Below are 23,183 nucleotides of genomic sequence, written 5' to 3'. Positions count from 1 at the left end.
CGGCAGCTGCAGCCGACGCGCAACCTCCCCATCGTGAAGGGACTGCCCCACATGACCGACCAGCACGGTGAGCTGGACGCCGCTCTCGAGCGGGTGATCGAAGCGGCCCGCCACCACCTGGCCGCCGTACGTGCCGCGCAGGGCCGCGTCGACGACGACGACGTCTGGCAGGCGTACGTGGCGTTGAACAACGCGTCCTACGCCTACGACGAGCGGCTGCTCGACGCCTTCGGCGAGGTGACGCCGTGGGATGTCGACTCGATCGACCCGGACGAGGCCGACGAGCGCTTCGGAGGTGTCGAGGGTGCCGAGGCCAGCGACCCGCACCCCCGGGTGATCTCGGTACGCCAGCGCCGCGACTACCGGGTGCCGAGTGTGTCCGCGCTGCTGCGGGTGGCCGAGGTGGCTCGCCGCGAGGGCACCCCCGAGGACGACGAGCCGGCGCCGGTGGAGGGGGTCGGCGAGGCGGTGCTGGAGCTGCTGCAGAGCGGTGACGGCTCGCTCGGCGCGCTGGACGTCCCTGAGCTGGAGCCGCTCGACGGGGTGGTCATGGTCAGCGAGGTGGGCACCCCGGTCGACCTGGAGTCGTTCGACGACGACGACCCGGCCGGTCCGTTCCAGCCGGCGGCCGACGACCGGTTGGTCGGCAGGCTCGACGAGCACCCGTTCCTGGAGCTCGACGACGACCACGACCACGCCGGGCACCAGCACTAGCGACGAGCACCCCCGGGCCCGATCGAGCGTAGATCGGGCCCGGGGCACGTGCCGTCGGCCGGCCGTTCACCGGCTCGGCTCGGCGGGCCTCAGTACGACAGACCCGGCTGCGGGTGGTTGACCCGCCGCCGGCGTAGCACCACCTGCCGGGTGCCGTCGCGGAACAACCGCACCCGGGCCAACTCCCATCCGGAGAACTCCGCCTGGATCGCCAGCTGCGCCGCGGCGGTCAACCGGTCGACGTTCGGCGGCAACCGCAGCGGCGCGTATTCGTAGTCCATGCCATCCATGCTGCCCAGCCCAGCGGCCCTTCGCCACCCCCTGCGGGGTGACCGACGCCGCTGCCGTGGGTGGTTCGTGCCACCCTGGGTGCCGCCGCGTGTTCCTCGCTGCGCCGGGCGCTAGCCGGGCGGGGCGTTCGCCGTGAGCAGGGCCGCCAGCGCCGGCGCGGCCAGGGCGACCGTCCGGGCCCTGCCCGGGTCGACCGCCAGCCCCCACGACGGGTCCGGCCAATCTTCGAGCAGCTCGGCGCAGGGCAGTGCGACGAACGGCACGCCGTCCCCGGCGAACGCGGCGAGGGCCCGGGGGGAGGTGAAGACCGGCAGCAGCGTCGCCCCGGTCGCGTCGCCGACCACCGTCCACGGGAAGTCGGCGTCCGCCGCCGGTTCCCCGGCGAGCGGGACGCACACCGTGGCGCCGGCCAGCACTCCGAGGTATCCGGAAAGGTCGCGCCGGTCGGCGGCCGCTGCGAGCAGCGCCACCACCGCGGGCTCCGCCTCGGCGGGTGCCGGGGCGGTGGCCGGCAGGGCGGTGGCTTGCGGGGCCGACCGCGCCGCCGGTGTCGGGCCCGCGGCCGGTCGCACGGGCCGGCAGGAGAGCGCTCCCGGCCGGTCGGTCAGCACCTCGGCGGCGGTCCGGGCCACGAACACGCTGAGCGGCTTCAGGTGCTCCGCGGCGCGCGGCCCCTCGTACCACCAGTCCCCGTCGCCGGTCGGGCGGTGCCAGCCGAGCGCGGCCAGGCGTGCCTCGTCGTAGCCCGGGCAGACCACCCGTACGACGTCGCGGCGCACCAGCAGCCTGATCCTCCGCGAACCGGCGGAGAGCTCCAGGTCGGTGTCGCGGCTGCAGCGGGCGACCGTGTCCCGCAGCCGCGCGACGATCTCCGGCCAGGTCGGCGAGGTCACGCCGGTGAGCCCGGCAGGCGGTCGTCCAGCCGCCCCAGCCGGCTGACGGCCTCCTCCAGACGGCCCAGCGCCGAGAAGTCGCCGGGCTTGCCGAACAGATCGGTCAGGCCCGCGCCGAGCGCGACGTCCAACCCCTCGGTGTGCTCTTCGACGTTCTCGGTGGCCGCCGTGCGGGCCTGCCGGTACGCGTCGAGCACCAGCTCCGCCAACCCTTCGGTGCCGGCGCGCAGGGCGGCGGGCGCGACGGTGAGGCCGGTCAGCGCACCGGTGGCGTCGACGGTCGCCGAGACCAGCCCGCTCTCGTCGGTCGCGGTGCCGGACAGGTCGGACAGGTCGTCGCGGAGCCCCGCGAACCGGCGCTCGACGTCGGCGATCCGCCCGGCGAGCGCGTCGAACGCGGACATCGGGTCAGCCATTGAGGTCCCTCCCCCGTGGACGGTGCACCCGGGTGGTGCCCGGTGGCCGGGGAATCGTATCGTCGGTGCGCTCGACACATGGGGGAGGAACGGCATGCCGCCGGACATCGATGTCGACGTGCAGGCGGTCCGTCGACTGGAGACAGCCGCCAAGCAGGTCACCAGCTCGCTCGCCGCGCTGGAGGGTCAGCTCGCCTCGGCCGGCGACGTGCCGTCGGGCGCCTTCGGTCATCTGCCGTTCGCCAGTGACATGCTCCGCGCCAAGTACGCCGAGCAGGTCGGCGGCGGCCTGGAGCTGTTCGCCGCCGCGCAGGCCGCGTTCGGCCGGGTCGCCAGCGCGCTGGCCGACACGGCCGAGGCGTACGAGCGCACCGAGCAGGACCTCGACTCCGGGTTCAAGGCCATCCAGGCGGGGATGCCCGGATGAGCGGGCCGGCCGGCAGCGCCGTCCAACTGTGGAACGGCCTGGACAGCGCACTCTCCGGGGTGCAGGACGCGGTCAACAGCGTCTGCCGGACCCTCGCCTGGCCGCTCATCCAGATCGTCGACATGGTCGACGGCGAGCCCGCCGTCCTGCGCGCGAAGGCCGCCGAGTGGGACGCGCTGGGCGCGCAGGTCCGCGACCTGGCGCAGGGGCACCGCGGCGCCCGCGAGGCCGCCCAGGCCGGGTGGCGCTCGCCTGCCGGTGAGGCGTACGGCCAACGAATGGCCGAGGTCGAACAGCAACTGCTCGACGTCGCCGAGCAGTTCACCGCGACCGCCGAGTACCTGCGCGGCGTCGCCGACGGCCTGCAGACCGTGCACGACGTGCTCGTCGATCTATGCGTCGAGTTCGTGAACTGGCTCCTGGTGACGCTCGTGACGGCGTTGCTGATGGCGCCGGTGACCATGGGGGCGTCCTGGGCGGCCGGCGTGGGCGTGGCCGTGACCAGGGGCCTCATCGTGGCCACCCGGATGCTGAAGGTCATCCGGCCGCTGGCGGCGCACCTGCAGAAGGTCATCCGCCTGCTCCAGCGGGTCCTGCTGTACCTGCGCAAGCTGCGCGCCCACCTCGACAAGCTGGTCGACATGCAGAAGAAACTGCGCACCGGCCAGAAGTACGCCGACAAGCGGCACGCCGCCGGCAAGGCCGACAAGTGGCACCACAAGTTCCTCGATCCGACGAAGGGCACCTACAAGCTGGGCAAGTCCGGTTCGCCGTTCGACATGGGCGCCCTCGAACGGGCCGGCGCGCTGCGGGCGCACGGCGTCGCCGACGGCGCCCGGGTCATCGCCCGGGACTGGGCGACCAACCTGCCGTGGAATGTGCCGAACTCGATCGTGCACGGCGTCACGTGGGGGTCGGTCGCGTTCACCACCGGGCTCTCCGTTCCCGGCAGCGACCAGGTCGGCGACCAGATCGACCAGGCGGTGCAGGGCGGCGCCGACTGGATTGACCAGAATGTCTTCGGGCAGCCGCCCGCTGGCCGTTAGGCCGATCGAGGAGGTAACGCGTGACGTCAGGGCAGCGGGGTCGGCTGGGTCGGTTCACCGACGCGGTGCTCGGCGGTGCGCGGGTCGCCCGTGACAAGGCCCGCGAGCTGCGCGACGAGTTCCGCACCAGCGACGAGCCCGAGCGTGCCCTCGTCGCGCCGTTGCTGCCGGGGCAGGAGCTCCGCTATGTGGGGCTTGCCCCGGTTCATACCCCGGAGACGCACAAGGCCGGCCGACAGCTCACCGACCGGGTGGCCGGCGAGATGGCCGAGGCGCTCGACCCCACGGTGCTGTTCGGGCTGCTCAACATCGTCAACCCGGTGGTCTGGGTGGACGCGGTGCTGACGCCGGTCCGGCTGGCGGCGGGCGTGCTGCTGCCCGGCAAGGCCGGTGCAATCGCCGTGGGCCTGCCGGAGGCGGCCGAGCCGGAGCCGGGCCCACCACACCAGCCGGTGCAGCGGGAGCCGATCCCGCTGACCGAGGAGCAGGAGGCGTTCCGGGCGTTGTTCCGGCTCAGCCTGTACCGTCCGCTGGCCGACCAGCTCGCCGAGATCGCCTACCGGCGCCGGTACGTCTTCAGCGGTGACCTCGCCACCCTCGCCGGCAGCCTGCTGCTCTTCCTGGAGCGCAACACGGGCACACCGCTGGCGGTGACCGACACCCACCTACACCTGCTGCGGATGGGGTCCCGCCCCGACGCCGACCGGCCCGACCGGCGCCAGCCACGGGTGCTGTGGAGCGTGGAGCGCGGCCGGGTGGCCCGAGTCGACTCCGAGCGAGGCGTGGCCGGGCTCGTGCAGTTCTCGTCCACCATCTTCTTCGACGACGGCTCGTGGATCCGGATTGCCCAGCCCGCACTGCGCGACGACCAGTCCCGGTTCCTGACCGCGATCCGCGATCTTCCCGGCCAGCGCCCGACGCCGTGAACCGGCGGGTGGGTCAGCTGTCGCGCTCGGGGTAGCCGATCGGCACCGACGAGACGTCGTCCAGCGCGGTGGTGATCTCCTCAGGCAGCGTGATCCGCTCGACCTGGAGCGCACCGAGCAACTGCCCGACGGTCCGGGCGCCGAGGATCGGCGCGGTCACCCCCGGCCGGTCGCGGATCCAGGCCAGCGCCACCTCCAGCGGCGACACGCCCAGCCCGCCGGCCGCGGTGGCCACCGCCTCGACGATGCTGGAGCAGCGGGGCTCCAGATACGTCGCGACGAACCGCTCGAAGTGCGGCGAGGCGGCCCGGGAGTCGGCCGGACGCCCGTGCCGGTACTTGCCGGTGAGCACCCCCCGACCCAGCGGCGACCAGGGCAGCACGCCGAGGCCGAGCGCGTCGCACGCGGGCAGCACCTCCCGCTCCACGCCCCGCTCCAGCAGCGAGTACTCCACCTGGGCGGCGACCACCGGCGTCCGGCCCGGCCAGGCGGTCTGCCAGGCGGCGGCCCGCGCGGTCTGCCAGCCGGAGAAGTTCGACACGCCGACGTAGCGGACCTTGCCGCTGGCCACCGCGTGGTCCAGCGCCGCCAGGGTCTCCTCCAGTGGGGTGTCCGGGTCGTACCCGTGCACCTGGAACAGGTCGACGTGGTCGGTGCCGAGCCGGCGCAGCGACGCGTCCAGGGTGCGCAGCAGGTGCCCTCGGGAGCCGTCGCGGCGCCGGCCACTGCCCGGGCGCAACCCGGCCTTCGTGGCGATCAGCAGGTCATCGCGGGAAACGAGGGTGCCCAGCAGCGAGCCGATCACCGACTCGGCGTCCCCGTCGCCGTACACGTCGGCGGTGTCGATCAGGTTGCCGCCCGCGTCCAGGTAACTCTTCAGCTGGGCGGCCGCATCGTCGGCGTCGGTGTCCCGGCCCCAGGTCATGGTGCCGAGCGCGAGCCGGGAAACCGCCAGCCCGCTTCGGCCGAGCGGTCGTTGTTGCATGGGTGAACCTTATTTCGAACCCGCCGCCACCGATATCCTCGCTCCCGTCATCTCTGCCGGTTCTGCCGGTTCCGCCCTCGGCGGGTACCTCGACGGACGAGGGATCATTGGTGTCGAGCCGGTGATCGGGTCTGTTATCGGCATTGCGTAACCTGGTGCGACCTGTGCCACGAATGGGGGAGGACCATTGCGACTCGGGCTCAGCCTCGGCTACCAGACGGCGTGGAGCACGCCAGCAGACCACCTGGCGCTGGCCCAGGAAGCGGACCGGCTCGGCTACTCGGTGGTGTGGGCGGCGGAGGCCTACGGCTCCGACTCGCCCAGCATGCTCGCCTGGATGGCCGGCCAGACCGAACGGATCGACGTGGGCGCCGCGGTGATGCAGATCCCCGCTCGTACGCCGGCGGCCACCGCGATGACGGCGGCCACCATCGACGCGCTCTCCGGCGGCCGGTTCCGGCTCGGCCTGGGTGTCTCCGGCCCGCAGGTCTCCGAGGGCTGGCACGGTGTGCGCTTCGCCAAGCCCCTCGCCCGGACCCGCGAGTTCGTGGACATCGTCAAGCTGGCCATCGCCCGGAAGGAGGTGGCGTACGACGGCGAGCACTACACACTGCCGCTGCCGGACGGCCCCGGCAAGGCGCTGCGGCTGGGCTTCCACCCGCCCCGCGAGCACATCCCGATCTACCTGGCCGCGGTCGGCCCGAAGAACCTGGAGCTGGCCGGCGAGATCGCCGACGGCTGGCTGGCCGTGTTCTACGCGCCCGAGTTCGCCGATGAGCAGCTCGCCTCGGTCACCGCCGGGCGGGCCAAGGTCGGCAAGGAACTGGCCGGCTTCGACGTGGTGCCCTCGGTGCCGGTGGTCGTGGGCGACGACGTGGCGTCCTGCGCCGAGCTGGTCCGCTGGTACGCCGCGCTGTACGTCGGCGGGATGGGCAGCCGGCAGCAGAACTTCTACAACCAGCTCGCCACCCGGATGGGCTACGGCGACGCCGCCCGCGAGGTGCAGGACCTGTACCTGGCCAAGCGGCAGCGCGACGCGGCCGCGGCGGTGCCGATGGAGTTCATCGACCGCACCTCGCTGCTCGGCCCGAAGGAGCGCATCGCCGAGCGGATGCGGGAGTACGCCGCCGCGGGCGTCACCACCCTGTCGGTGACCCTGTTCGTGGCCGACCGGGACAGCGGCGTGCAGACGCTGCGTACCGTCGCCGAGGCGCTCGACCTCTCGGGAGTCGGCGAGTGACCTGGGTCGAGGCCATCGTCCTGGGCATCGTCCAGGGCCTGACGGAGTTCCTTCCGGTCAGCTCGTCGGGGCATCTGCGGATCACCTCGGCGATCTTCTTCGACCGCGACGCCGGGGCGTCGTTCACCGCGGTCACCCAGCTCGGCACCGAGGCGGCCGTGCTGATCTACTTCGCCAAGGACATCTGGCGGATCACCCGGACCTGGCTGGTCGGCATCAGGGACAAGTCGGTCCGTTCCAGCCTCGACTACCGGATGGGCTGGTACGTCATCGTCGGCTCGATCCCGATCGGGCTTCTCGGCTTCCTGTTCAAGGACCAGATCAAGACGGCCGGGCGCAACCTGTGGGTGGTGGCGACCACGCTGATCGTGTTCGCGTTCGTGCTGGCGTTCGCCGAGTACTGGGGGCGGCAGACCCGCACCCTGGAGAACTTCCGGCTCAAGGACGGCGTGGTGATGGGCTTCGCCCAGGCCATGGCGCTGATCCCGGGGGTGTCCCGCTCCGGGGGCACGCTCACCGCCGGGTTGCTGCTCAACCTGACCCGGGAGGCGGCGGCGCGGTACTCGTTCCTGCTGGCCATCCCGGCGGTGGTGATGTCCGGCGTGTTCAGCCTCGGGGACGTCTTCGAGCCGTCCGCCCCGGGCACGTCCGCGCCCTCCGTCGCTCAGATGATCGTGGCGACGGTGATCGCGTTCGGCATCGGCTACGCGGCCATCGCCTGGCTGCTGCGCTACGTCGCCCACCACACCCTGTACGTCTTCGTGCTGTACCGGGTCGCGCTGGGCACTCTGGTGCTCGCGTTGCTGATGACGGGCACCATCAGCGCCACCTGATCCAGCAGTAGTCGTGGCTCCGGCCCCCGTCCCCGCAGAGGGAACGGGGGCCGGTCCGTGTCGGGGCCGGCAGCCGTGACCGTACCCGGCCTTTCGGTCATTCGACACAAGTCAGATCTAGCGCACCTATCCTCTCGATATCGGGCTGTCTCCCGGATGGGACCTGCCGGTGGCTCGCGTCAGAGGGGGGCGACCGTGACTGCCAGCGCCGGCGGGACGCGCGGGCGGGGGAGGCCACCGAGACGCAACCTCGTCGCGGTCGTCTCGATCGTCGTGCTCTCCGGCGCGTTCTTCGGCTACGACCAGGGCGTCATCAGCGGGGCGCTCCGGGACATCCGCCAGACCTTCCACGCGAACACCTTCGCCGTCGAGGTGGCCGCGAGCTGGGTGACCCCCGGGGCGCTGATGGGCGCGCTGCTCGGTGGTCACCTCGCGGACCGGATCGGTCGCCGGGGAGCACTCTGGGTCGCCGCCGCCACGTTCGCGGTGGGCACGGTCCTGCAGGCGTCCGCGCCCGTGATCGGGGTCATGTTCGGTGCGCGGTTGATCCTCGGGGTGGGCATCGGGGTGGCCTCGGTCGCCGGGCCGATGTACGCGGCGGAGGCCGCGCCGGAACGGATCCGCGGCAGCCTCCTGGCGGTCTACCAGTTCTCCACCACCTTCGCCATCTTCATCGGCTACCTGGCCGACGAACTGTTCGAGGCGGGCACCTCCTGGCGTTACCTGTTGGGGGCGGCGATGCTGCTGGGGGTGGCCCTCGCCCTGGTCACCACCGTGATCCCCGACTCGGCCGTCTGGTACTTCGGACGGGGGGACAAGCGCCGGGCGGAGGCGTCGCTGAAGGCGACCGTCCCGGAGCAGAAGGTGTCCCAGCGGCTGCACGCCATCGAGGAGAGCCTCACGGCCGGCAAGGCGGGCTGGCGGGAGGTGCTTTCGACACGGTGGCGGCGCCCGTTGGCGCTCGGTGTCGGCCTGGCCCTGTTCCAACAACTGACCGGGATCAACGGGATCATCTACTACGCGGACCCGATCTTCTCGGCCGCCGGGTTCCACACCCCGCAGGCGCAACTGGCCGCGACCACCTGGGCGATCGGCGGCGTCGACTCCCTCTTCACGCTGGTCGCGGTCGCCTTTCTGGATCGGCTCGGTCGTCGGCCGCTGCTGCTGGTCGGGCTGCTGGGCATGGCGGTCTCGCTCGCGGTGGTCAGCGTCAGCTTCGCGAAGATGGACCCGGCGGCGCAGACGGCCGGAGCGACGGGGCACCATCCCACCGACGCGGGCATCTTCCTGCTGGTCGGCGTGGTCATGTTCGTGGCGTTCTACGCCATGTCGATCGGACCGACCGCCTGGACTGTCATCAACGAGATCTTCCCGGGTCGCATCCGAGGCCGGTGCGTGGCGATCGCCTCCGCTACGCACTGGGGCACCGAGTACCTCGTCACGCAGTTCTTCCTGAGCATGCTCGATGCCCTGGGGAGGTCGGGTGTGTTCGCGCTCTTCGCCGGCACCTGTGTGCTCGGCTTCCTGTTCATCTGGCGATACCTGCCGGAGACGAAGGGCAGGACCCTCGAAGAGATCCAACAGATGTGGCAGACCGGTCGTGGTCGTCGCCCGCACCGGGCCGACGACCGGTCTGCCTGAACGACGGCGGGCGCGATTCTCGGCTTCTGACCCGCGGCGCAGGGCTGAAGCGTACGTTCGATCCGAAGCCGCCCATAACGGGTCTCTCGGACAAAGAAGGCCATATTGGGTCGAGTGTCAGCGCTCGCCCTGTGGCGAGTCCGCTCGGCGGCCTGGCGGCTCCCGACCGACAGTCGCGAAGGACCAGGACAGTGCATCTGACACCGAAGGAATTCGACAAGCTGACGATTCTCTCGATGGCCATCGTCGCCAACGCCCGGAAGGCCAGGGGGGTCAAGCTCAACCACCCCGAGGCCGTCGCGGTGATCTGCGCCGCCGCGCTGGAGGGTGCCCGGGACGGCAAGACCGTCGAAGAGGTCATGAACGAGGCGCGCAGCACGCTCAGCGCCGACGACGTGATGCCGGGCGTGCCGGACATGCTGCCCATGATCCAGGTCGAGGCGGTTTTCACCGACGGCTCGCGACTGGTCACGGTGCACTCACCGATCCGATAGGCGCAGGACGCGATCTCCAGGAAGGCGGAGCAGGACATGGCCAAGCAGCATCCCGGCCCCAACTCGAAGCACGTGCGACCCATCGGCGGCTACGTGCTGAGCGACCAGCCGCTGGAGCTGAACGCGGGTCGGCCGGTCACCGAAGTCGTCGTCCAGAACACCGGTGACCGGCCGATCCAGATCGGTTCACACTTCCACTTCTTCGAGGCCAACCGGATGCTCGCCTTCGACCGCGAGGCGGCCTTCGGGAGGCGGCTGAACATCCCGGCGACGACATCCATCCGCTTCGAGCCGGGCGACAAGAAGACGGTGCAGCTCATTCCCTTCGGCGGCCAGCAGCGCGTGTACGGGTTCAACGGCCTGGTGCAGGGGTGGACCGGCAGCGAGTCGACTCCCAGCTACCGGCCGGACCGGACCGAGGCGATCCACAACGCCAAGACCCGGGGCTTCAAGTTCGGCCCGGAGCAGGACAACCCCAAGGGCAAGAAACAGTAGATCGACTATCCCGCAGGGCTGCCAGCCTCGGGCAGGAGAGATGATTCGATGAGCCAGATTTCGCGGCAAGAGTATTCCGGGATGTACGGCCCCACGACGGGCGACCAGATCAGGCTCGGCGACACCGACCTGCACATCGAGATCGAGAAGGATCTCCGGGTCCTCGGCGATGAGGTGATGTACGGCGGAGGCAAGACGCTGCGCGACGGCATGGGGGTCAACAACCAGTACACCAACGCCCAGGGTGGCCTGGATCTGGTCATCACGAACGTGACCGTCGTCGACGCGACTCTCGGCGTGATCAAGGCCGACGTCGGTGTCAAGGACGGCAAGATCGCTGGCATCGGCAAGGCGGGCAACCCGAACATCATGGACGGGGTCACCCCCGAGCTGGTGACCGGTCCGGGCACCGAGGCGATCTCCGGCGAGCACCTCATCCTGACCGCCGGGGGCATCGACACGCACGTGCACCTGGTGACCCCGTTCCAGGCGTACGCCGCCCTGAGCAACGGCGTGACCACCCTGTGGGGAGGCGGCACCGGCCCGACCGACAGCACCAACGGCGTCACCATCACCCCCGGTCCGTGGAACATCCACGCGATGATGCGGGCGTTCGAGACCATTCCGATCAACATCGGCCTGATGGCGAAGGGCAACAGCACCGGCCGCGCGCCGCTGGTGGAACAGATCATGGCCGGCGCGCCGAGCTTCAAGATCCATGAGGACTGGGGTGCGCCGCCGGCGGTGATCCGGGCCTGCCTGGACGTCGCCGACGAATTCGACGTGCAGGTCAGCATCCACACGGACACCCTCAACGAGAGCGGCTACCTCGAGGACAGCATCGCCGCGTTCGAGGGTCGGACGATCCACACCTTCCACACCGAGGGCGCCGGTGGTGGACACGCACCGGACGTCATCAAGATCGCCAGCCAGATGAACGTGCTGCCCAGCTCGACCACGCCGACGGTGCCCTACGGCATCAACAGCCAGTCCGAGCTGTACGACATGATCATGGTCTGCCACAACTTCAACCCGCAGGTCCCCTCGGATGTGGCCTTCGTGGAGAGCCGGATCCGGACGGAGACGATCGCGGCCGAGGACGTCCTGCTCGACGAGGGCGTCATCTCGATGATGCAGAGCGACTCGCAGGCCATGGGGCGGGTGGGCGAGACCTGGCTGCGGACCATCCAGCTCGCCGGGCAGATGAAGACGGTCCGCGGCAAGCTCGCCGAGGACTCCAGCGCCAACGACAACTTCCGGGTGCTGCGGTACGTGGCCAAGATGACCATCAACCCGGCGATCACCCAGGGGATCTCGCACGTGCTGGGCTCGGTCACGCCGGGCAAGATGGCCGATCTCGTGCTCTGGGAGCCGGCCTTCTTCGGTACGAAGCCGAAGCTGGTCCTCAAGGGCGGCATGATCGCCTGGTCGATCATGGGTGACCCGAACGCCTCGCTGCCGACGCCGCAGCCGGTCTACTACCGGCCGTCGTTCGCCGCGTTCGGCAGCCAGCTCGCCAAGACCTGCGTGACCTTCGTGTCCCGGGCCGCGCACGAGTCCGGCGTCGCCGAGCAGCTCGGCCTGCAACGGCAGGTCATGCCCGTGTACCGGACCCGGGGCCTCACCAAGCGGGACATGGTCCGCAACGACCGGACTCCGAAGCTCGAAGTCGATCCGGAGACCTTCGCCGTGAAGATGGACGGCGTCCACGCGACCGTGCCACCGGCCAGGACTCTGCCCCTGAGCCAGCTCTACTTCTTCAGCTGACACCGTCGGGACCGTCTCGCCCCCGCCTGGTCCCGGCACACCGACCGAAAGGAGAGGCCCGTGCTCGTTGAGACGGTGCTGGGCAACATGAACGAGCCGGACTGGACGCTCCGCCTCCGGGAAGCGCGCATCGACGACCTGGTCCTCGACCAGTGGGACGCCCAGAAGAGCCGCATCCGCAAGATGACCAGTTCCGGGGCGGAGCTGTCGGTCGCGTTGGCACGTGGCGTCCGGCTGCGCGACGGCGATGTCCTCGCCTGGGACGACCTGACTGCCACGGCGGTGGTGGCCCGGGTGCAGTTGGGCGAGGTGATGGTGGTCCACCTCGACAAGTTGCGCGGCGAGTCGGCCGAGCTGCTCATCCGCTCGGCCGTCGAACTCGGTCACGCCATCGGCAACCAGCACTGGCCAGCCGTGGTCAAGGGCACCAGGATGTACGTCCCGCTGACCGTGGACCGCAAGGTCATGGACTCGGTGATGCGCACCCACGCGTTCACCGGGATCACCCACGAGTTCGTCCCCGGCACCGAGGTCATCGCGTATCTCGCGCCGCACGAGTCGCGGCGGTTGTTCGGTGGCGCCGACTCGACGCCGCACTCCCATCTCTCCGCCGACCTCAACTGAATGGGGCCGGACGTGCGCACCATGGACGAAACCCTGAAGCTGTTGCAGTTCGGCGACTCGGTCTTCCCAGTCGGCGCCTTCTCCTTCTCCAACGGCCTGGAGATGGCCGTCCAACACGGCGTGGTCCACGACCGGACGACCCTCCAGGACTACGTCCGGACGGTCACCCGGCTCGCCGCCACCGGGGACGGTGTCGCCCTGCTCGTCGGGCACCGTGCCGCCACCAACGGGGACCTTGACCGGATCCGGCGCGCGGACGAAGCCGTCCACCTGCGCAAGATCAACGAAGAGATGCGGATCATGTCCGTACGCATGGGGCGCAAGCTGGCCGAAGCCGCGACCCGGATCGTCGGGGAGACCCTGCTCAAGAAGCGGCTCAGCGAGTCGGCGACCGGCGCGCCGGTCACCTATCCGGTCGCGCTCGGGGTGGTCTTCGCCGACCTCGGGGTGCCCGAAGAGGACGCTTTCGCGGCCCACCAGTACGGCGCGGCCTCGACGGTGCTCAGTGCCGCGATCCGGTTGATGCGGGTCGACCACCTCGACGCGCAGTCGATCCTCTTCGCGGTCAACGAGAAGGTCACCGACGACTACCGCGACGTACGCACCGCGGACCTCGACGATATGCAGACCTTCGGGCCCCATACCGATGTCCTGGCCGCCGCGCACCAGCACGTCCACGTGCGGATGTTCATGAGCTGAGAGCCGACTTCCGCGATCCACACCTTCCCGAACCTGAAAACGTCTCCCAGAAGGACAGGTCACATCATGAAGTCGGCAAGTCGTATCGGCGTCGGCGGCCCGGTGGGCAGCGGTAAGACCGCGATCATCGAGGCTGTCGTGCCCCGTTTCGTGGACAACGGACTGCGTGTACTGGTGATCACGAACGACGTCGTCACCACGGAGGACGCGAAGCACGTACGACGCGCCCTGACCGGGGTCCTGGTGGAGGAACGGATCCTCGGGGTGGAGACCGGGGCCTGCCCGCACACGGCCGTGCGGGAGGACCCGAGCATGAACCTGGCCGCCGTGGAGGACATGGAGTCCCGGTTCCCGGACAGCGACGTGGTGCTGATCGAGAGCGGCGGGGACAACCTCACCCTCACGTTCAGCCCCGCGCTGGTCGACTACTTCATCTACGTCATCGACGTCGCGGCCGGCGACAAGATCCCGCGGAAGAACGGCCCGGGGATCTCCAAGTCCGACATCCTCGTCATCAACAAGACCGATCTCGCGCCCTACGTGGACGCCGATCTCGACGTCATGGCGCGCGACGCCGACATGATGCGCAACGGCAAGCCGGTCGTGTTCACCAACTGCAAGACGGGCGAGGGCATCGACGAGCTCGTCTCGCTGATCCGCCGCAACGCCCTCTTCGACGCCGAAGTGGTCGCATGATCACATTGGACAGTGCGCGGGAACTGGAGCCGTACCAGGACCAACCGGCCCAGTTGCCCGCCGCGTCCAATGGCAAGGTCGGTGTGCTGCGCCTCGGGTTCGAGCGACGCGGAGACCGGACGATCCTGCACGATCTCTACCGGCAGTCACCGCTGCTGGTCCAGCGGGCGCTCTACTGGGACGAGGAGATGCCGGAGCTGCCCTGCGTCATGATCCTCACCACCTCCGGCGGCGTGCTGCAGGGCGACCGCCTGCGGATGGACGTCGACCTGGCACCCGGCAGCCAGGCGCACCTGGTGACCCAGGCCGCCACCAAGATCCAGGAGATGGACGCGAACTACGGCTCGCAGATCCAGCGGTTCACCCTCTCCGAGGACGCCTACCTCGAGTTCCTTCCGGAGCCGGTGATCCCGTACCGGGGCAGCCGGTTCATCACCGACACCCAGGTGCGGCTGCCGGAGAGCGCCACCATGCTCTACGGCGAAGTCCTACAGCCCGGCCGGAAGTACTACCGCGACGGCGAACTCTTCGCCTACGACCTCTTCTCCTGTTCGCTGCGCGCGGAGCGACCCGACGGCCGGCAGTTGTTCGTGGAGAAGTTCGTGGTGACCCCCGGGCAGTTCCCGGTGGCGCGGGTCGGGGTCATGGATCGCTTCCACATCTTCGGCAACGTCGTGCTGCTCACCAACCCCGAGCGGGCCGCCCGCGTCTTCGACCGGACCTCGACACCGGTCTGGGACGAGGCGACGCCGCTGACCAGCGCCGTCAGTCGGCTGCCGAACGACGCGGGGCTCATCTTCAAGGTCCTGGGGCAGGAGACGGAGCCGGTTCGTGCCGCCGTACGCGCCTTCTGCGTGGCCGCCCGCGAAGAGGTGACCGGGCGGACCTTCCCGCCAGCGTTCAGCTGGCGATGACGCAGCGAAGGAGACTGCCGTGACGAGCGTGACCGAGGGTTGGGACAGGCTGGGTGACCGCAACCCGTTGGTCGGGTTCGTCGACGCCTGCCTGCGGGGCGCCGCACAGGTCGTGCTGCAGAACAACCCGCTCACCGGCCTGCTCATCCTCGTCGCGGTGGCCTGGGGGGCGTTCGAGAACGGGCAACCACGGATCTTCGGGGGAGCGGTCCTCGGTCTCGTCGTCGGCACCGCCACGGCCGTCGCCCTCCGGGTGGACAATGCCTCGTTGCGGAAGGGGCTGTTCGGCTTCAGCCCGCTGCTGACCGGGATCGCCGTCCCGACATTTCTCGATGACCGGCCGCTCATGTGGCTCTACCTGGTGCTCGGCGCGGCGGCCACGACGGTGGTCACCCTGGCCCTGAACGCGATCTTCAAGACCTGGGGCCTGACCGCGTTCACGATGCCGTTCGTGCTGACCACCTGGGTGCTGCTGTTGGCCGCGTACCAGTTCGACCGGTTCACCGTGCTGACCAACCTGAAGCCGATGTTTCCCGGTGAGGGGCCGCTGGTCGGTGGCCGCTTCGACTGGGACCTCGTCCCCACCTTTCTCCGCGGAGTGTCCCAGGTCTATCTGACCAACAGTTGGGTCAGCGGGTTGATCATCCTGGTCGCGCTGCTGGTCAACTCCCGCTGGTCGGCGCTCTTCGCGGTGGTCGGCGCCGTCGGCGCGACCCTGCTGGCGCTCTGGTTCGGCGCCGACGCGACCTCGCTGGACAAGGGCCTGTTCGGCTTCAACGCGGTGTTGACGGCGATCGCCGTGGGCGCGGTGCTGCACCGCCCCGGCGCGCTGGTGACCGTCTACACCCTCTTCGGGATCGCGTTGACGCTCTTCGTCCAGATGGCCCTGGCGACCGTCCTCACCCCGCTGGCCATCCCTGTGCTGACCGGGCCGTTCAACATCGCCACCTGGTTGCTGCTGCTGCCCAAGCGGCACTTCGCGCCGGTGCCCAATCACGAACGCGCCAAGGAGACCGTCGTCTCGACGGTGCAGCGCTCCGTCTGACCGTACCGAGAGGAGAGGTGAGCTCCGTGCTCGCTCAGGACGCGGTGAACCCGGGCGACACCGCCTGGGTGCTGGTGTGCACCGGCCTCGTGTTGTTCATGACCCCCGGCCTGGCTGCCTTCTACGGCGGAATGGTCCGCACCCGCAACGTGCTCGCGATGCTGCAGCAGAACATCATCGCGCTGGGGGTCGTCAGCCTGACCTGGGTGCTGGTGGGCTACACCATCGCCTTCGGCGACGACGCCGGCACCGGCCTCTTCGGTAACCTCGAACTCTTCGGCCTGACCGATCTCAAGGTCCCGCCCGCGCCACACCTGCACGTGGTCGCCGGCCAGGTGACCATTCCGACCCTGGCGTTCGTCGCCTACCAGATGATGTTCGCGGTGATCACCCCAGCGCTCGTCACCGGGGCCACGGCCGGCCGGTTGAAGTTCGCCGGCTGGGTCGCCTTCCTGGCGATCTGGTCCATCGTGGTCTACGCACCGGTCGCGCACTGGCTCTGGCACCCCGACGGCTGGCTTGCCCGGTTCGGCACCCAGGACTGGGCCGGTGGGATGGTGGTCCACGCCTCGGCGGGAGCCGCCGTGCTGGGCACGTTGCTGGTCGTCGGGCGCCGCCGTGGTTGGCCACGGACCGCCTCCCCGCCCAACTCGATCCCGCTGACCATCCTCGGGGCCGGCATCCTCTGGTTCGGTTGGTTCGGTTTCAACGGCGGGGACGGACTCCAGGCCAACGGGCTGGCCGCCCAGGCGGTGATCAACACCCATCTCGCGGCCGCGGCCGGCATGCTCGTCTGGCTGGTGGCCGAGCGGGTGAAGGACGGCCACAGCACCGTGGTGGGCGGCGTCTCCGGTGCCGTAGCGGGGCTCGCGACGGTCACCCCCGCCGCCGGGTACGTCAACGCGATCTCCGCCATCGCCATCGGAGCGATCGCCGGAATCGTCTGCCACTTCGCGCTGCGGTTGAAGTACCTGCTCCGGCTCGACGACGCGCTGGACGTCCTCGCGGTCCACTTCGTCGGCGGCATGCTCGGCTCGCTGCTGGTCGGCTTCTTCGGCGACAGCGGCGTCAACCCGCTCGGCAAGGACGGTCTCTTCTTCGGCGGCGGCGGATCCCTGCTCTGGCACCAGATCGTCGGCGTGGTCAGCGTGGTGGTCTTCTCCTTCGTGCTCAGTTGGGCGATCGCCGCCGCCGTGCAGGCCGTCATCGGGCTCCGTGCCCCCGCCGAGGTGCAGGACAACCTCGACCATGCCCAGCAGGACGCCGACGCGTACCACCTGGGTGGCGTGGCAGGTCTCAACGGCATCGGCGCACCGCAGCGCCGGCGCCAGCCTGGACGGGAGCGCGGCGCCGAACGACCCGCCCGGCCGGTCCAGAACCCCCGGCTGGTCACCGCGACGGTCGATCCGACGCTGCTGCCGACCACGCGGCAGCTACGAGATGCCCTGGTCGAAGCGGGAGCCACCTCCATCGTGGTCTTCGACGCCACGGTCTCCACCGCCGAACCGACCGCCCGATCGCTGCCCCGGGGCTACTGGCAGGACCAGGATCTCGTGGGCCGGGCGCGGGTCGAGGTGGTGGTGGAGCGCGAGGCGGTGTCCGCGGTGCTGGACGTGCTGGGCCGGTACGGCGCCGAGCGGTCGGAGTGCTTCGTGCAGGACGTCCAACTCGCGACGGACGTGCGCTGAGCCGGTGCACGTCGGTACGCGGGCGATGCCAGCCTCCATCACCTCGCGGACCGCCCGGAGCGGACCAGGAGCGACAGGGTGGACAGGGCGAGCGCCCCCCAGGCCGGCACCCAGAGCGGTTGTCCCTGCGCCACCGTTCCGAGGCCACCGCCGGCGGCGTAGCAGGTCAGTGCCAGGAGCCCGAGGAAGGTGCCCTGTCTGGCCCGCCGCCGGCCGGTGCCCGGCCCGGCGAGCCACCGCTCGATGCGTTCGCCGATCTTCGCCACCGTGCCCGACTGGTAGGTGATGGCGGTGGCGATCCCGGCGGTGCGGACGAACAGTGTCGCCAGCGCGCCCATGGCGAAGCCGCCGGCGGCGGCCAGCGCGATCCGTGGCAGCCCGCCCTGCCGACCGTGGTGGAGCAGGGCGTTGAGCGCCGCCCAGAGCGCCATCGTGACCACGGCGCAGGCGAGCCCCCGGAAGGACGGCGACCACCGGCTCCGTGCCGCTCGTACCTGTGAGACCACGCCCGTCCCGGCGGCGAACGCGATCAGTGAGGCCGCGGACTCGGGCCAGGCGGCGTGTCTTCCGGCCAGGCCGATGCCCAGGAGGACGGCGTTGCCCGACTGGTTGGCGACGAATGCGCCGTAGCGCAGGAAGGCGAAGGCGTCCACGAAGCCGGCGATGCCGGTGGTGACGGCGAGGACCAGGATCGGGTGCCGGAACTCCCGGTACACGTCCTGCGGGTCCGACGTGATCGAGGGCCGCGCGGATGCCGAGTCCCCCATCGCAGTCCACACACCCTCCAGGCGAGGACCCGGACAAGCCAGGCATTAGGTATTTTACCGGTGTGTTGGCGCCTCCTGTCGTTTTCGCGCCGAGACGGCACCGGGCGGCGCGGACATGGCGCACGCCGGAGGGCGGCGCCCCCGGTCGGGCGCAGGTCATAGGGTGGTCTCCGTGGCGACCCTTCTGCTTCTGCGACACGGCCGGACGACCGCGAACGCGGACGGCGGCCTGGCCGGCCGCCAGCCGGTCGAGTTGGACGAGACGGGCCGGGCCCAGGCGGCCGCGGTCGGCGAGCGGCTGCGGCCGGTGCCGCTTGCGGCGGTGGTGACCAGCCCGCTCATCCGGTGCCGGCAGACCATGGAGCTGGCGCTGCCCGAGGCGGCCCCGGTGGTAGAGGAGGGGCTGATCGAGTGCGGCTACGGAGCCTGGGAGGGTCAGCCACTGAAGAAACTGGCCAAGGAGGCGCTCTGGCCGGTCGTCCAGCAGCACCCGAGCGCCGCGGTCTTCCCGGAGGGGGAGGCGATGGCGGCGATGGCGGCACGGGCGGTCGCGGCGGTGCGGACCTGGGACGCCCGGGTCACGGCCGAGCACGGTCCGGAGGCAATCTGGTTGGCCTGCAGCCACGGCGACGTGATCAAGGCGATCGTGGCCGACGCACTCGGCGTACACCTGGATCTTTTTCAGCGGATCGTGGCCGACCCGGCGTCGGTGACGGCGATCCGGTACACCACGCTGCGGCCGTTCCTGGTGCGGCTCAACGACACCGGGGGCGACCTGGCCGGGTTGGTGCCGCCGCCGAGCAAGCGGCGCCGCCGGGCGGCGCGGGCGGCCGGCGCGGCCGACTCCGACGCGCCGGTCGGCGGCGGCGCGGGGGCGGGCCGGTGACCGGCCGGCGTCCGCCACGCCCGGGTGCGAGGCCCGGTGCGCCGGGCGCGGCGGGCCGCGCGGTGATTCGCGTCGGTGGGGTGCGCGATGCCATGGCGGGCCGGATAGGGTCGTGGGTATGACCCACCAGGTGCACGCCTTCGAACCGCCGGAGCGGTTCGTCGCCGGGACCGTCGGGCCGCCGGGGGAGCGCACGTTCTTCCTGCAGGCCCGTGGCGGCGGCCGGCTGGTCAGCGTCGCGCTGGAGAAGGTCCAGGTGTCCCTGCTCGCCGAGAAGCTGGAGGAGCTACTCACCGAGGCGCAACGGCGCTTCGGGGTGGACCTGCCCGAGCTGGCGCCGGTCGTGGGCGACAACGAGCCACTGGACACTCCGGTCGACGAGGAGTTCCGGGTCGGGACCCTCGGGCTGGCCTTCGACGTGGACACCGCGACCGTGGTGATCGAGGCGATCGCCGCAGGCGAGGTGGAAGCCGAAGTCGAGCTGGGCGACGAGGACGACGAGGACGAGGACGACGACGAGGACGACGAGCCCGACGAGGACCTGGACCGGCTCCGGGTTCGGCTCACCCCGCAGGCCACCCGCCAGTTCATCGAGCGGGCCCGGCGAGTCGTGAACGCGGGCCGGCCTCCGTGCCCGCTCTGCGGCCAGCCGTTGGACCCCGCCGGGCACCTCTGCCCGCGGCACAACGGTTATCACCGGTGACCTCGTCCGGCCTCCAGCCTCGCCAGGACGGCGACGCCGCGCTGCGACTGTTGCGCGACGGCACGCTCGACCTGGAGGGGCGGTTGGTCGACGCGTCGAACACCACCCTCCGCGGCATCCTGACGCTGGACGGGCTCTCCGCCCGCTGCGTCTACAAGCCGGTCCGTGGCGAGCGCCCACTCTGGGACTTCCCGGACGGCACCCTCGCGGGCCGGGAGGTCTCGGCGTACCTGGTGTCCCGGGCCACCGGCTGGGACCTGGTGCCACCCACCGTGCTGCGGGACGGCCCGTTCGGCCCGGGCTCCTGCCAGCTCTGGATCGACGAGCCGGCGGACGCCGAGCCGCTGGTCGGGTTCGTGCCCGCCGAGGAGCTGCCACCGCGCTGGTTCCCGATCGCCGCGGCCCGTGACGACGACGGCGCCGCGTACGTGCTGGCGCACGCCGAAGACCCCCGGCTGGCCCGGCTCGCGGTGCTCGACGCGGTGATCAACAACGCCGACCGCAAGGGCGGCCACGTGCTCGTCGGCAGCGACGACCGGATCTACGGCGTGGACCACGGGGTGAGCTTCCACGTCGAGGACAAGCTGCGCACGGTGCTCTGGGGCTGGGCCGGGAAGCAGCTGCCGGCGGATGCCGTGGAGATGCTCGACGGGCTCGCCGGGCAGGTCGCCGGAGCGCTCGGCGCGGAGCTGGCCGACCACCTGACGATCAGCGAGATCGCCGAGCTGGCCGCCCGCGTCGACGGGCTGCGCCAGACCGCCCGCTTCCCGCAGCCGCCGGAGGACTGGCCGGCGGTGCCCTGGCCGCCCATGTGATCCACTGTCATCTTGATCACCCGTGGGGCGGCACGGGGTCGCCTTAGGGCTGGCTAGGCTGAGGTCATGGAGTCTTGGGCGGGACACGAGGTGCCACGGCTGCCGGGCAGGGGCGAGCCGTTGGCGTTGTACGACTCGGCGCGGCAGGGTGTCCACCCCAGTGAGCCGGTCGACGCGGGAAGCATGTACGTCTGCGGCATCACCCCGTACGACGCCACCCACCTCGGCCACGCCGCCACCATGATCACCTTTGACCTGGTGCAGCGGATGTGGCGCGACGCCGGCCGCCCGGTGCGCTACGTGCAGAACGTCACCGACATCGACGACCCGCTGCTGGAGCGGGCCGCCCGGGACGGCGAGGACTGGGTGGTCCTGGCGATGCGCGAGACGGCCCTGTTCCGGGAGGACATGGAGGCGCTGCGGATCATCCCGCCGGCGCACTACGTGGGCGCGGTCGAGTCGATCCCGGACATCGCCGACAAGGTCGAGGTGCTGCTCAAGGACGGGGCCGCGTACCGGCTCGACGACGGCACCGGCGACGTCTACTTCGACATCTCCTCCACGCCCCGGTTCGGCTACGAGTCCAACCTGACCCGCGAGCAGATGCTGGAGATCTTCCCGGAGCGCGGTGGGGACCCGGACCGCGCCGGCAAGCGCGACCCGCTGGACCCGCTGCTGTGGCGCGGCGCCCGCGAGGGTGAGCCGTCCTGGCCGGGCGGGGAGCTGGGCCCGGGCCGCCCGGGCTGGCACATCGAGTGCGCGGTGATCGCGCTGAACCTGCTCGGCGACCGGATCGACGTGCAGGGCGGCGGCAACGACCTGCTGTTCCCGCACCACGAGGCGTCCGCCGCGCACGCCGAGCGGCTGACCGGCCAGGCGCCGTTCGCCCAGCACTACGTGCACGCCGGGATGATCGGCCTGGACGGCGAGAAGATGTCCAAGTCCCGGGGCAACCTGGTCTTCGTCTCGCGGCTGCGCGCCGACAAGCTCGACCCGATGGCGATCCGGCTGGCGCTGATCTCCGGGCACTACCGCAGCGACCGCACCTGGACCGACGAGCTGCTGAGCGCGGCGCAGGAGCGGCTGGGCCGCTGGCGGCGGGCCGCCGCCGCGCCCGCCGGGCCGTCCGGTGCCGAGCTGCTGGCCGGGGTACGCGAGCGGCTCGCCGACGACCTCGACACACCTGGTGCCCTGGCGGTTGCCGACCGATGGGCCGACGCGACCCTCGCCGGCGCAGCCGACGACCCCGACGCCCCGGCCCTCTTCGCCAACACCGTGGATGCCCTCCTCGGCATCCGCCTCTAACACCTGCCCGGCCCCCGCGCGGGCGCCTGTCCCTGACTTGGACGTGACGAAGGGCCGGACCCCTACCGGGGTCCGGCCCTTCGCGTTGGTTGCTTCAGGTCAGCTGGTGGCGTAGCCGCGGGTGGCGATCCAGTCGGCGAGGTGCTCGACGGTGACCTCGTAGGAGGCCTGGTTCGGATCGGCCGAGTCGGCGATCTTGACGATGTTGCCGTTGTCGCGGTAGCCCACGACGCTGATGTAGTGCCCACCCTCGAACGAGTGGCTGGTGCCGTCGACGTCGACGCTGGTGCCGGCGATGTTCGCCACCACAGCCCGACCGTCATCCACGGTCTTCACCACGTCGGCGCGCAGCTTGTCGGTCTGCTTGCCGTCAGCGGCGGGGGTGCTGATCTCGACGCTGCGGTAGGCGTCGTTCTTACCGGTTTCCTTGTTCAGCACCGGGGTGATGTCGTTGATGGAGTTCGTGCCGGCCTCGGTGGTGCCCATTTCCTTGGCCATGGCGTCCACGCTGATGTCCTTGCCCTGCACGGACAGGGCGTTGCGGGCGGCGGCGGGACCGCAGTAGTAGAAGTTCGGCTGCGCCTCGTAGCGCACACCCAGCTGACGCTCACCCGACGACTTCCGGTCCGACTGGGTTTGCGTAGCGGGCTTGGCATCCGACGCGGCGTAAGCGGCGGTGACGGGGCCGGCGATGGCGCCGCCGGTGAAGGCGAGTCCAGCAGCGGTCAGAGCGGTCTTACGAATCAGATCGGTACGCATGATGGCGTGCTCCTCTGCATCGGGGGTGCACGCGGCAGGGGGGTGCCGCGTCAAGGAAGTTCAAGAAGGGGGGAACGGTCCGGCGATCCGGGGGGACCTGCTCGGGGTTCCGGG

Annotated in this window: 25 protein-coding genes and 1 pseudogene; 20 read left to right on the top strand and 6 right to left on the bottom strand. The window is 70.8% G+C overall.

Features of this window, described 5'->3' with window-relative positions; translation table 11 throughout:
• The first annotated feature begins 51 nt into the window (after positions 1-51).
• Positions 52-714 carry a hypothetical protein gene (locus tag OG990_RS12250; RefSeq protein WP_328426653.1) on the top strand — a complete coding sequence of 221 codons (663 nt, stop codon included), beginning with the start codon at positions 52-54 and terminating at the stop codon, positions 712-714.
• Positions 715-803: 89 nt separating this feature from the next.
• On the opposite strand, the gene OG990_RS12245 is transcribed toward OG990_RS12250, so the two are convergent.
• The 3 genes from OG990_RS12245 to OG990_RS12235 all read right to left on the bottom strand — a co-directional run bounded on the left by OG990_RS12245 (position 804) and on the right by OG990_RS12235 (position 2,314).
• A complete protein-coding gene (locus OG990_RS12245; protein WP_252414786.1) occupies positions 804-995 on the bottom strand; it encodes a DUF5703 family protein in 192 nt (63 codons plus the stop codon).
• Between the two features lie 120 nt (positions 996-1,115).
• On the bottom strand, positions 1,116-1,898 hold the full coding sequence (locus OG990_RS12240; RefSeq protein ID WP_406080489.1) for an SseB family protein: 783 nt from the start codon (positions 1,896-1,898) through the stop codon (positions 1,116-1,118).
• A complete protein-coding gene (locus OG990_RS12235) occupies positions 1,895-2,314 on the bottom strand; it encodes a YbaB/EbfC family nucleoid-associated protein (protein ID WP_406080487.1) in 420 nt (139 codons plus the stop codon). The genes OG990_RS12240 and OG990_RS12235 overlap by 4 nt, the downstream gene beginning before the upstream one ends.
• A gap of 94 nt (positions 2,315-2,408) precedes the next feature.
• Between OG990_RS12235 and OG990_RS12230 the strand changes: the two genes are divergently transcribed.
• From OG990_RS12230 to OG990_RS12220, 3 genes are read left to right on the top strand one after another with little or no spacing between them, the layout of a single operon-like run.
• Positions 2,409-2,741 carry a hypothetical protein gene (locus tag OG990_RS12230; protein ID WP_406080485.1) on the top strand — a complete coding sequence of 111 codons (333 nt, stop codon included), beginning with the start codon at positions 2,409-2,411 and terminating at the stop codon, positions 2,739-2,741.
• Entirely contained in the window at positions 2,738-3,787 is a 1,050-nt protein-coding gene (locus tag OG990_RS12225; protein ID WP_355607856.1) for a hypothetical protein, read from the top strand. Before OG990_RS12230 ends, OG990_RS12225 begins: the two co-directional genes overlap by 4 nt.
• 20 nt (positions 3,788-3,807) lie before the next feature.
• A complete protein-coding gene (locus OG990_RS12220) occupies positions 3,808-4,713 on the top strand; it encodes a hypothetical protein (protein ID WP_406080483.1) in 906 nt (301 codons plus the stop codon).
• Positions 4,714-4,726: 13 nt separating this feature from the next.
• Here OG990_RS12220 and OG990_RS12215 read toward each other — a convergent pair whose 3' ends face one another.
• Positions 4,727-5,698 (bottom strand): aldo/keto reductase, encoded by a 972-nt coding sequence (locus OG990_RS12215; protein WP_328416966.1) that lies wholly within the window; start codon positions 5,696-5,698, stop codon positions 4,727-4,729.
• A gap of 187 nt (positions 5,699-5,885) precedes the next feature.
• Here OG990_RS12215 and OG990_RS12210 point away from each other — a divergent pair, with 187 nt between their 5' ends.
• From OG990_RS12210 to OG990_RS12155, 12 genes and pseudogenes are all read left to right on the top strand, one after another.
• Positions 5,886-6,938, top strand: coding sequence for an LLM class F420-dependent oxidoreductase (locus OG990_RS12210; RefSeq protein ID WP_406080480.1), 1,053 nt, complete (start codon positions 5,886-5,888; stop codon positions 6,936-6,938).
• Complete coding sequence (locus OG990_RS12205; RefSeq protein ID WP_328416961.1) at positions 6,935-7,771, top strand: undecaprenyl-diphosphate phosphatase; 837 nt, start codon at positions 6,935-6,937, stop codon at positions 7,769-7,771. Before OG990_RS12210 ends, OG990_RS12205 begins: the two co-directional genes overlap by 4 nt.
• A 195-nt stretch (positions 7,772-7,966) precedes the next feature.
• Positions 7,967-9,412 carry a sugar porter family MFS transporter gene (locus OG990_RS12200; protein WP_406080478.1) on the top strand — a complete coding sequence of 482 codons (1,446 nt, stop codon included), beginning with the start codon at positions 7,967-7,969 and terminating at the stop codon, positions 9,410-9,412.
• A 191-nt stretch (positions 9,413-9,603) separates the two neighbouring features.
• Positions 9,604-9,906: an urease subunit gamma gene (locus tag OG990_RS12195; protein WP_355607863.1), complete on the top strand. Its 303-nt coding sequence runs from the start codon at positions 9,604-9,606 to the stop codon at positions 9,904-9,906.
• A 36-nt stretch (positions 9,907-9,942) separates the two neighbouring features.
• Positions 9,943-10,278, top strand: a pseudogene (locus OG990_RS12190) (urease subunit beta); the annotation flags it as partial.
• A gap of 171 nt (positions 10,279-10,449) precedes the next feature.
• Entirely contained in the window at positions 10,450-12,168 is a 1,719-nt protein-coding gene (locus tag OG990_RS12185; protein ID WP_386991178.1) for an urease subunit alpha, read from the top strand.
• A 60-nt stretch (positions 12,169-12,228) separates the two neighbouring features.
• Complete coding sequence (gene ureE, locus OG990_RS12180) at positions 12,229-12,792, top strand: urease accessory protein UreE (protein ID WP_406080474.1); 564 nt, start codon at positions 12,229-12,231, stop codon at positions 12,790-12,792.
• Between the two features lie 21 nt (positions 12,793-12,813).
• A complete protein-coding gene (locus OG990_RS12175; RefSeq protein ID WP_355607871.1) occupies positions 12,814-13,491 on the top strand; it encodes an urease accessory protein UreF in 678 nt (225 codons plus the stop codon).
• 66 nt (positions 13,492-13,557) lie between these two features.
• Positions 13,558-14,187: an urease accessory protein UreG gene (gene ureG, locus OG990_RS12170; protein WP_355607874.1), complete on the top strand. Its 630-nt coding sequence runs from the start codon at positions 13,558-13,560 to the stop codon at positions 14,185-14,187.
• Positions 14,184-15,101 (top strand): urease accessory protein UreD, encoded by a 918-nt coding sequence (locus tag OG990_RS12165; RefSeq protein ID WP_406080472.1) that lies wholly within the window; start codon positions 14,184-14,186, stop codon positions 15,099-15,101. The genes ureG and OG990_RS12165 overlap by 4 nt, the downstream gene beginning before the upstream one ends.
• Positions 15,102-15,120: 19 nt before the next feature.
• Positions 15,121-16,146: an urea transporter gene (gene yut, locus OG990_RS12160; protein WP_406080470.1), complete on the top strand. Its 1,026-nt coding sequence runs from the start codon at positions 15,121-15,123 to the stop codon at positions 16,144-16,146.
• 26 nt (positions 16,147-16,172) lie between these two features.
• Positions 16,173-17,834, top strand: coding sequence for an ammonium transporter (locus OG990_RS12155; RefSeq protein ID WP_406080467.1), 1,662 nt, complete (start codon positions 16,173-16,175; stop codon positions 17,832-17,834).
• A gap of 38 nt (positions 17,835-17,872) precedes the next feature.
• Here the strand turns inward: OG990_RS12155 and OG990_RS12150 are convergent, their stop codons facing one another.
• Positions 17,873-18,601, bottom strand: coding sequence for a YoaK family protein (locus OG990_RS12150; protein ID WP_406080465.1), 729 nt, complete (start codon positions 18,599-18,601; stop codon positions 17,873-17,875).
• Positions 18,602-18,764: 163 nt separating this feature from the next.
• On the opposite strand from OG990_RS12150, the gene OG990_RS12145 reads away from it, so the two are divergent.
• From OG990_RS12145 to mshC, 4 genes are all read left to right on the top strand, one after another.
• Entirely contained in the window at positions 18,765-19,487 is a 723-nt protein-coding gene (locus OG990_RS12145) for an MSMEG_4193 family putative phosphomutase (protein ID WP_406080463.1), read from the top strand.
• A 118-nt stretch (positions 19,488-19,605) separates the two neighbouring features.
• Positions 19,606-20,190 (top strand): DUF3090 domain-containing protein, encoded by a 585-nt coding sequence (locus OG990_RS12140; RefSeq protein ID WP_109819168.1) that lies wholly within the window; start codon positions 19,606-19,608, stop codon positions 20,188-20,190.
• Positions 20,187-21,005, top strand: a complete 819-nt coding sequence (locus OG990_RS12135; RefSeq protein WP_406080461.1) for an SCO1664 family protein — start codon at positions 20,187-20,189, stop codon at positions 21,003-21,005. Before OG990_RS12140 ends, OG990_RS12135 begins: the two co-directional genes overlap by 4 nt.
• Positions 21,006-21,071: 66 nt before the next feature.
• Positions 21,072-22,310 carry a cysteine--1-D-myo-inosityl 2-amino-2-deoxy-alpha-D-glucopyranoside ligase gene (mshC, locus tag OG990_RS12130; RefSeq protein ID WP_406080459.1) on the top strand — a complete coding sequence of 413 codons (1,239 nt, stop codon included), beginning with the start codon at positions 21,072-21,074 and terminating at the stop codon, positions 22,308-22,310.
• 99 nt (positions 22,311-22,409) lie between these two features.
• On the opposite strand, the gene OG990_RS12125 is transcribed toward mshC, so the two are convergent.
• A complete protein-coding gene (locus tag OG990_RS12125) occupies positions 22,410-23,069 on the bottom strand; it encodes a C39 family peptidase (protein WP_406078957.1) in 660 nt (219 codons plus the stop codon).
• Positions 23,070-23,183 lie beyond the last annotated feature (114 nt).

It is taken from the genome of Micromonospora sp. NBC_00858 (assembly GCF_045207365.1).
Classification (GTDB): domain Bacteria; phylum Actinomycetota; class Actinomycetes; order Mycobacteriales; family Micromonosporaceae; genus Micromonospora.
The sequence above is the reverse complement of the archived record's forward strand: the minus strand, read 5'-3'. Positions and strand labels throughout refer to the sequence as shown.

What these genes read in the sequence shown, in the direction of transcription:
- OG990_RS12250 (WP_328426653.1), top strand. Translation starts at nt 52, where the DNA reads ATGACCGACCAGCACGGTGAGCTGGACGCCGCTCTCGAGCGGGTGATC.
- OG990_RS12245 (WP_252414786.1), bottom strand. Translation starts at nt 995, where the DNA reads ATGGACTACGAATACGCGCCGCTGCGGTTGCCGCCGAACGTCGACCGG.
- OG990_RS12235 (WP_406080487.1), bottom strand. Translation starts at nt 2,314, where the DNA reads ATGGCTGACCCGATGTCCGCGTTCGACGCGCTCGCCGGGCGGATCGCC.
- OG990_RS12230 (WP_406080485.1), top strand. Translation starts at nt 2,409, where the DNA reads ATGCCGCCGGACATCGATGTCGACGTGCAGGCGGTCCGTCGACTGGAG.
- OG990_RS12225 (WP_355607856.1), top strand. Translation starts at nt 2,738, where the DNA reads ATGAGCGGGCCGGCCGGCAGCGCCGTCCAACTGTGGAACGGCCTGGAC.
- OG990_RS12215 (WP_328416966.1), bottom strand. Translation starts at nt 5,698, where the DNA reads ATGCAACAACGACCGCTCGGCCGAAGCGGGCTGGCGGTTTCCCGGCTC.
- OG990_RS12185 (WP_386991178.1), top strand. Translation starts at nt 10,450, where the DNA reads ATGAGCCAGATTTCGCGGCAAGAGTATTCCGGGATGTACGGCCCCACG.
- OG990_RS12175 (WP_355607871.1), top strand. Translation starts at nt 12,814, where the DNA reads ATGGACGAAACCCTGAAGCTGTTGCAGTTCGGCGACTCGGTCTTCCCA.
- ureG (WP_355607874.1), top strand. Translation starts at nt 13,558, where the DNA reads ATGAAGTCGGCAAGTCGTATCGGCGTCGGCGGCCCGGTGGGCAGCGGT.
- OG990_RS12165 (WP_406080472.1), top strand. Translation starts at nt 14,184, where the DNA reads ATGATCACATTGGACAGTGCGCGGGAACTGGAGCCGTACCAGGACCAA.
- OG990_RS12150 (WP_406080465.1), bottom strand. Translation starts at nt 18,601, where the DNA reads ATGGGGGACTCGGCATCCGCGCGGCCCTCGATCACGTCGGACCCGCAG.
- OG990_RS12140 (WP_109819168.1), top strand. Translation starts at nt 19,606, where the DNA reads ATGACCCACCAGGTGCACGCCTTCGAACCGCCGGAGCGGTTCGTCGCC.
- mshC (WP_406080459.1), top strand. Translation starts at nt 21,072, where the DNA reads ATGGAGTCTTGGGCGGGACACGAGGTGCCACGGCTGCCGGGCAGGGGC.
- OG990_RS12125 (WP_406078957.1), bottom strand. Translation starts at nt 23,069, where the DNA reads ATGCGTACCGATCTGATTCGTAAGACCGCTCTGACCGCTGCTGGACTC.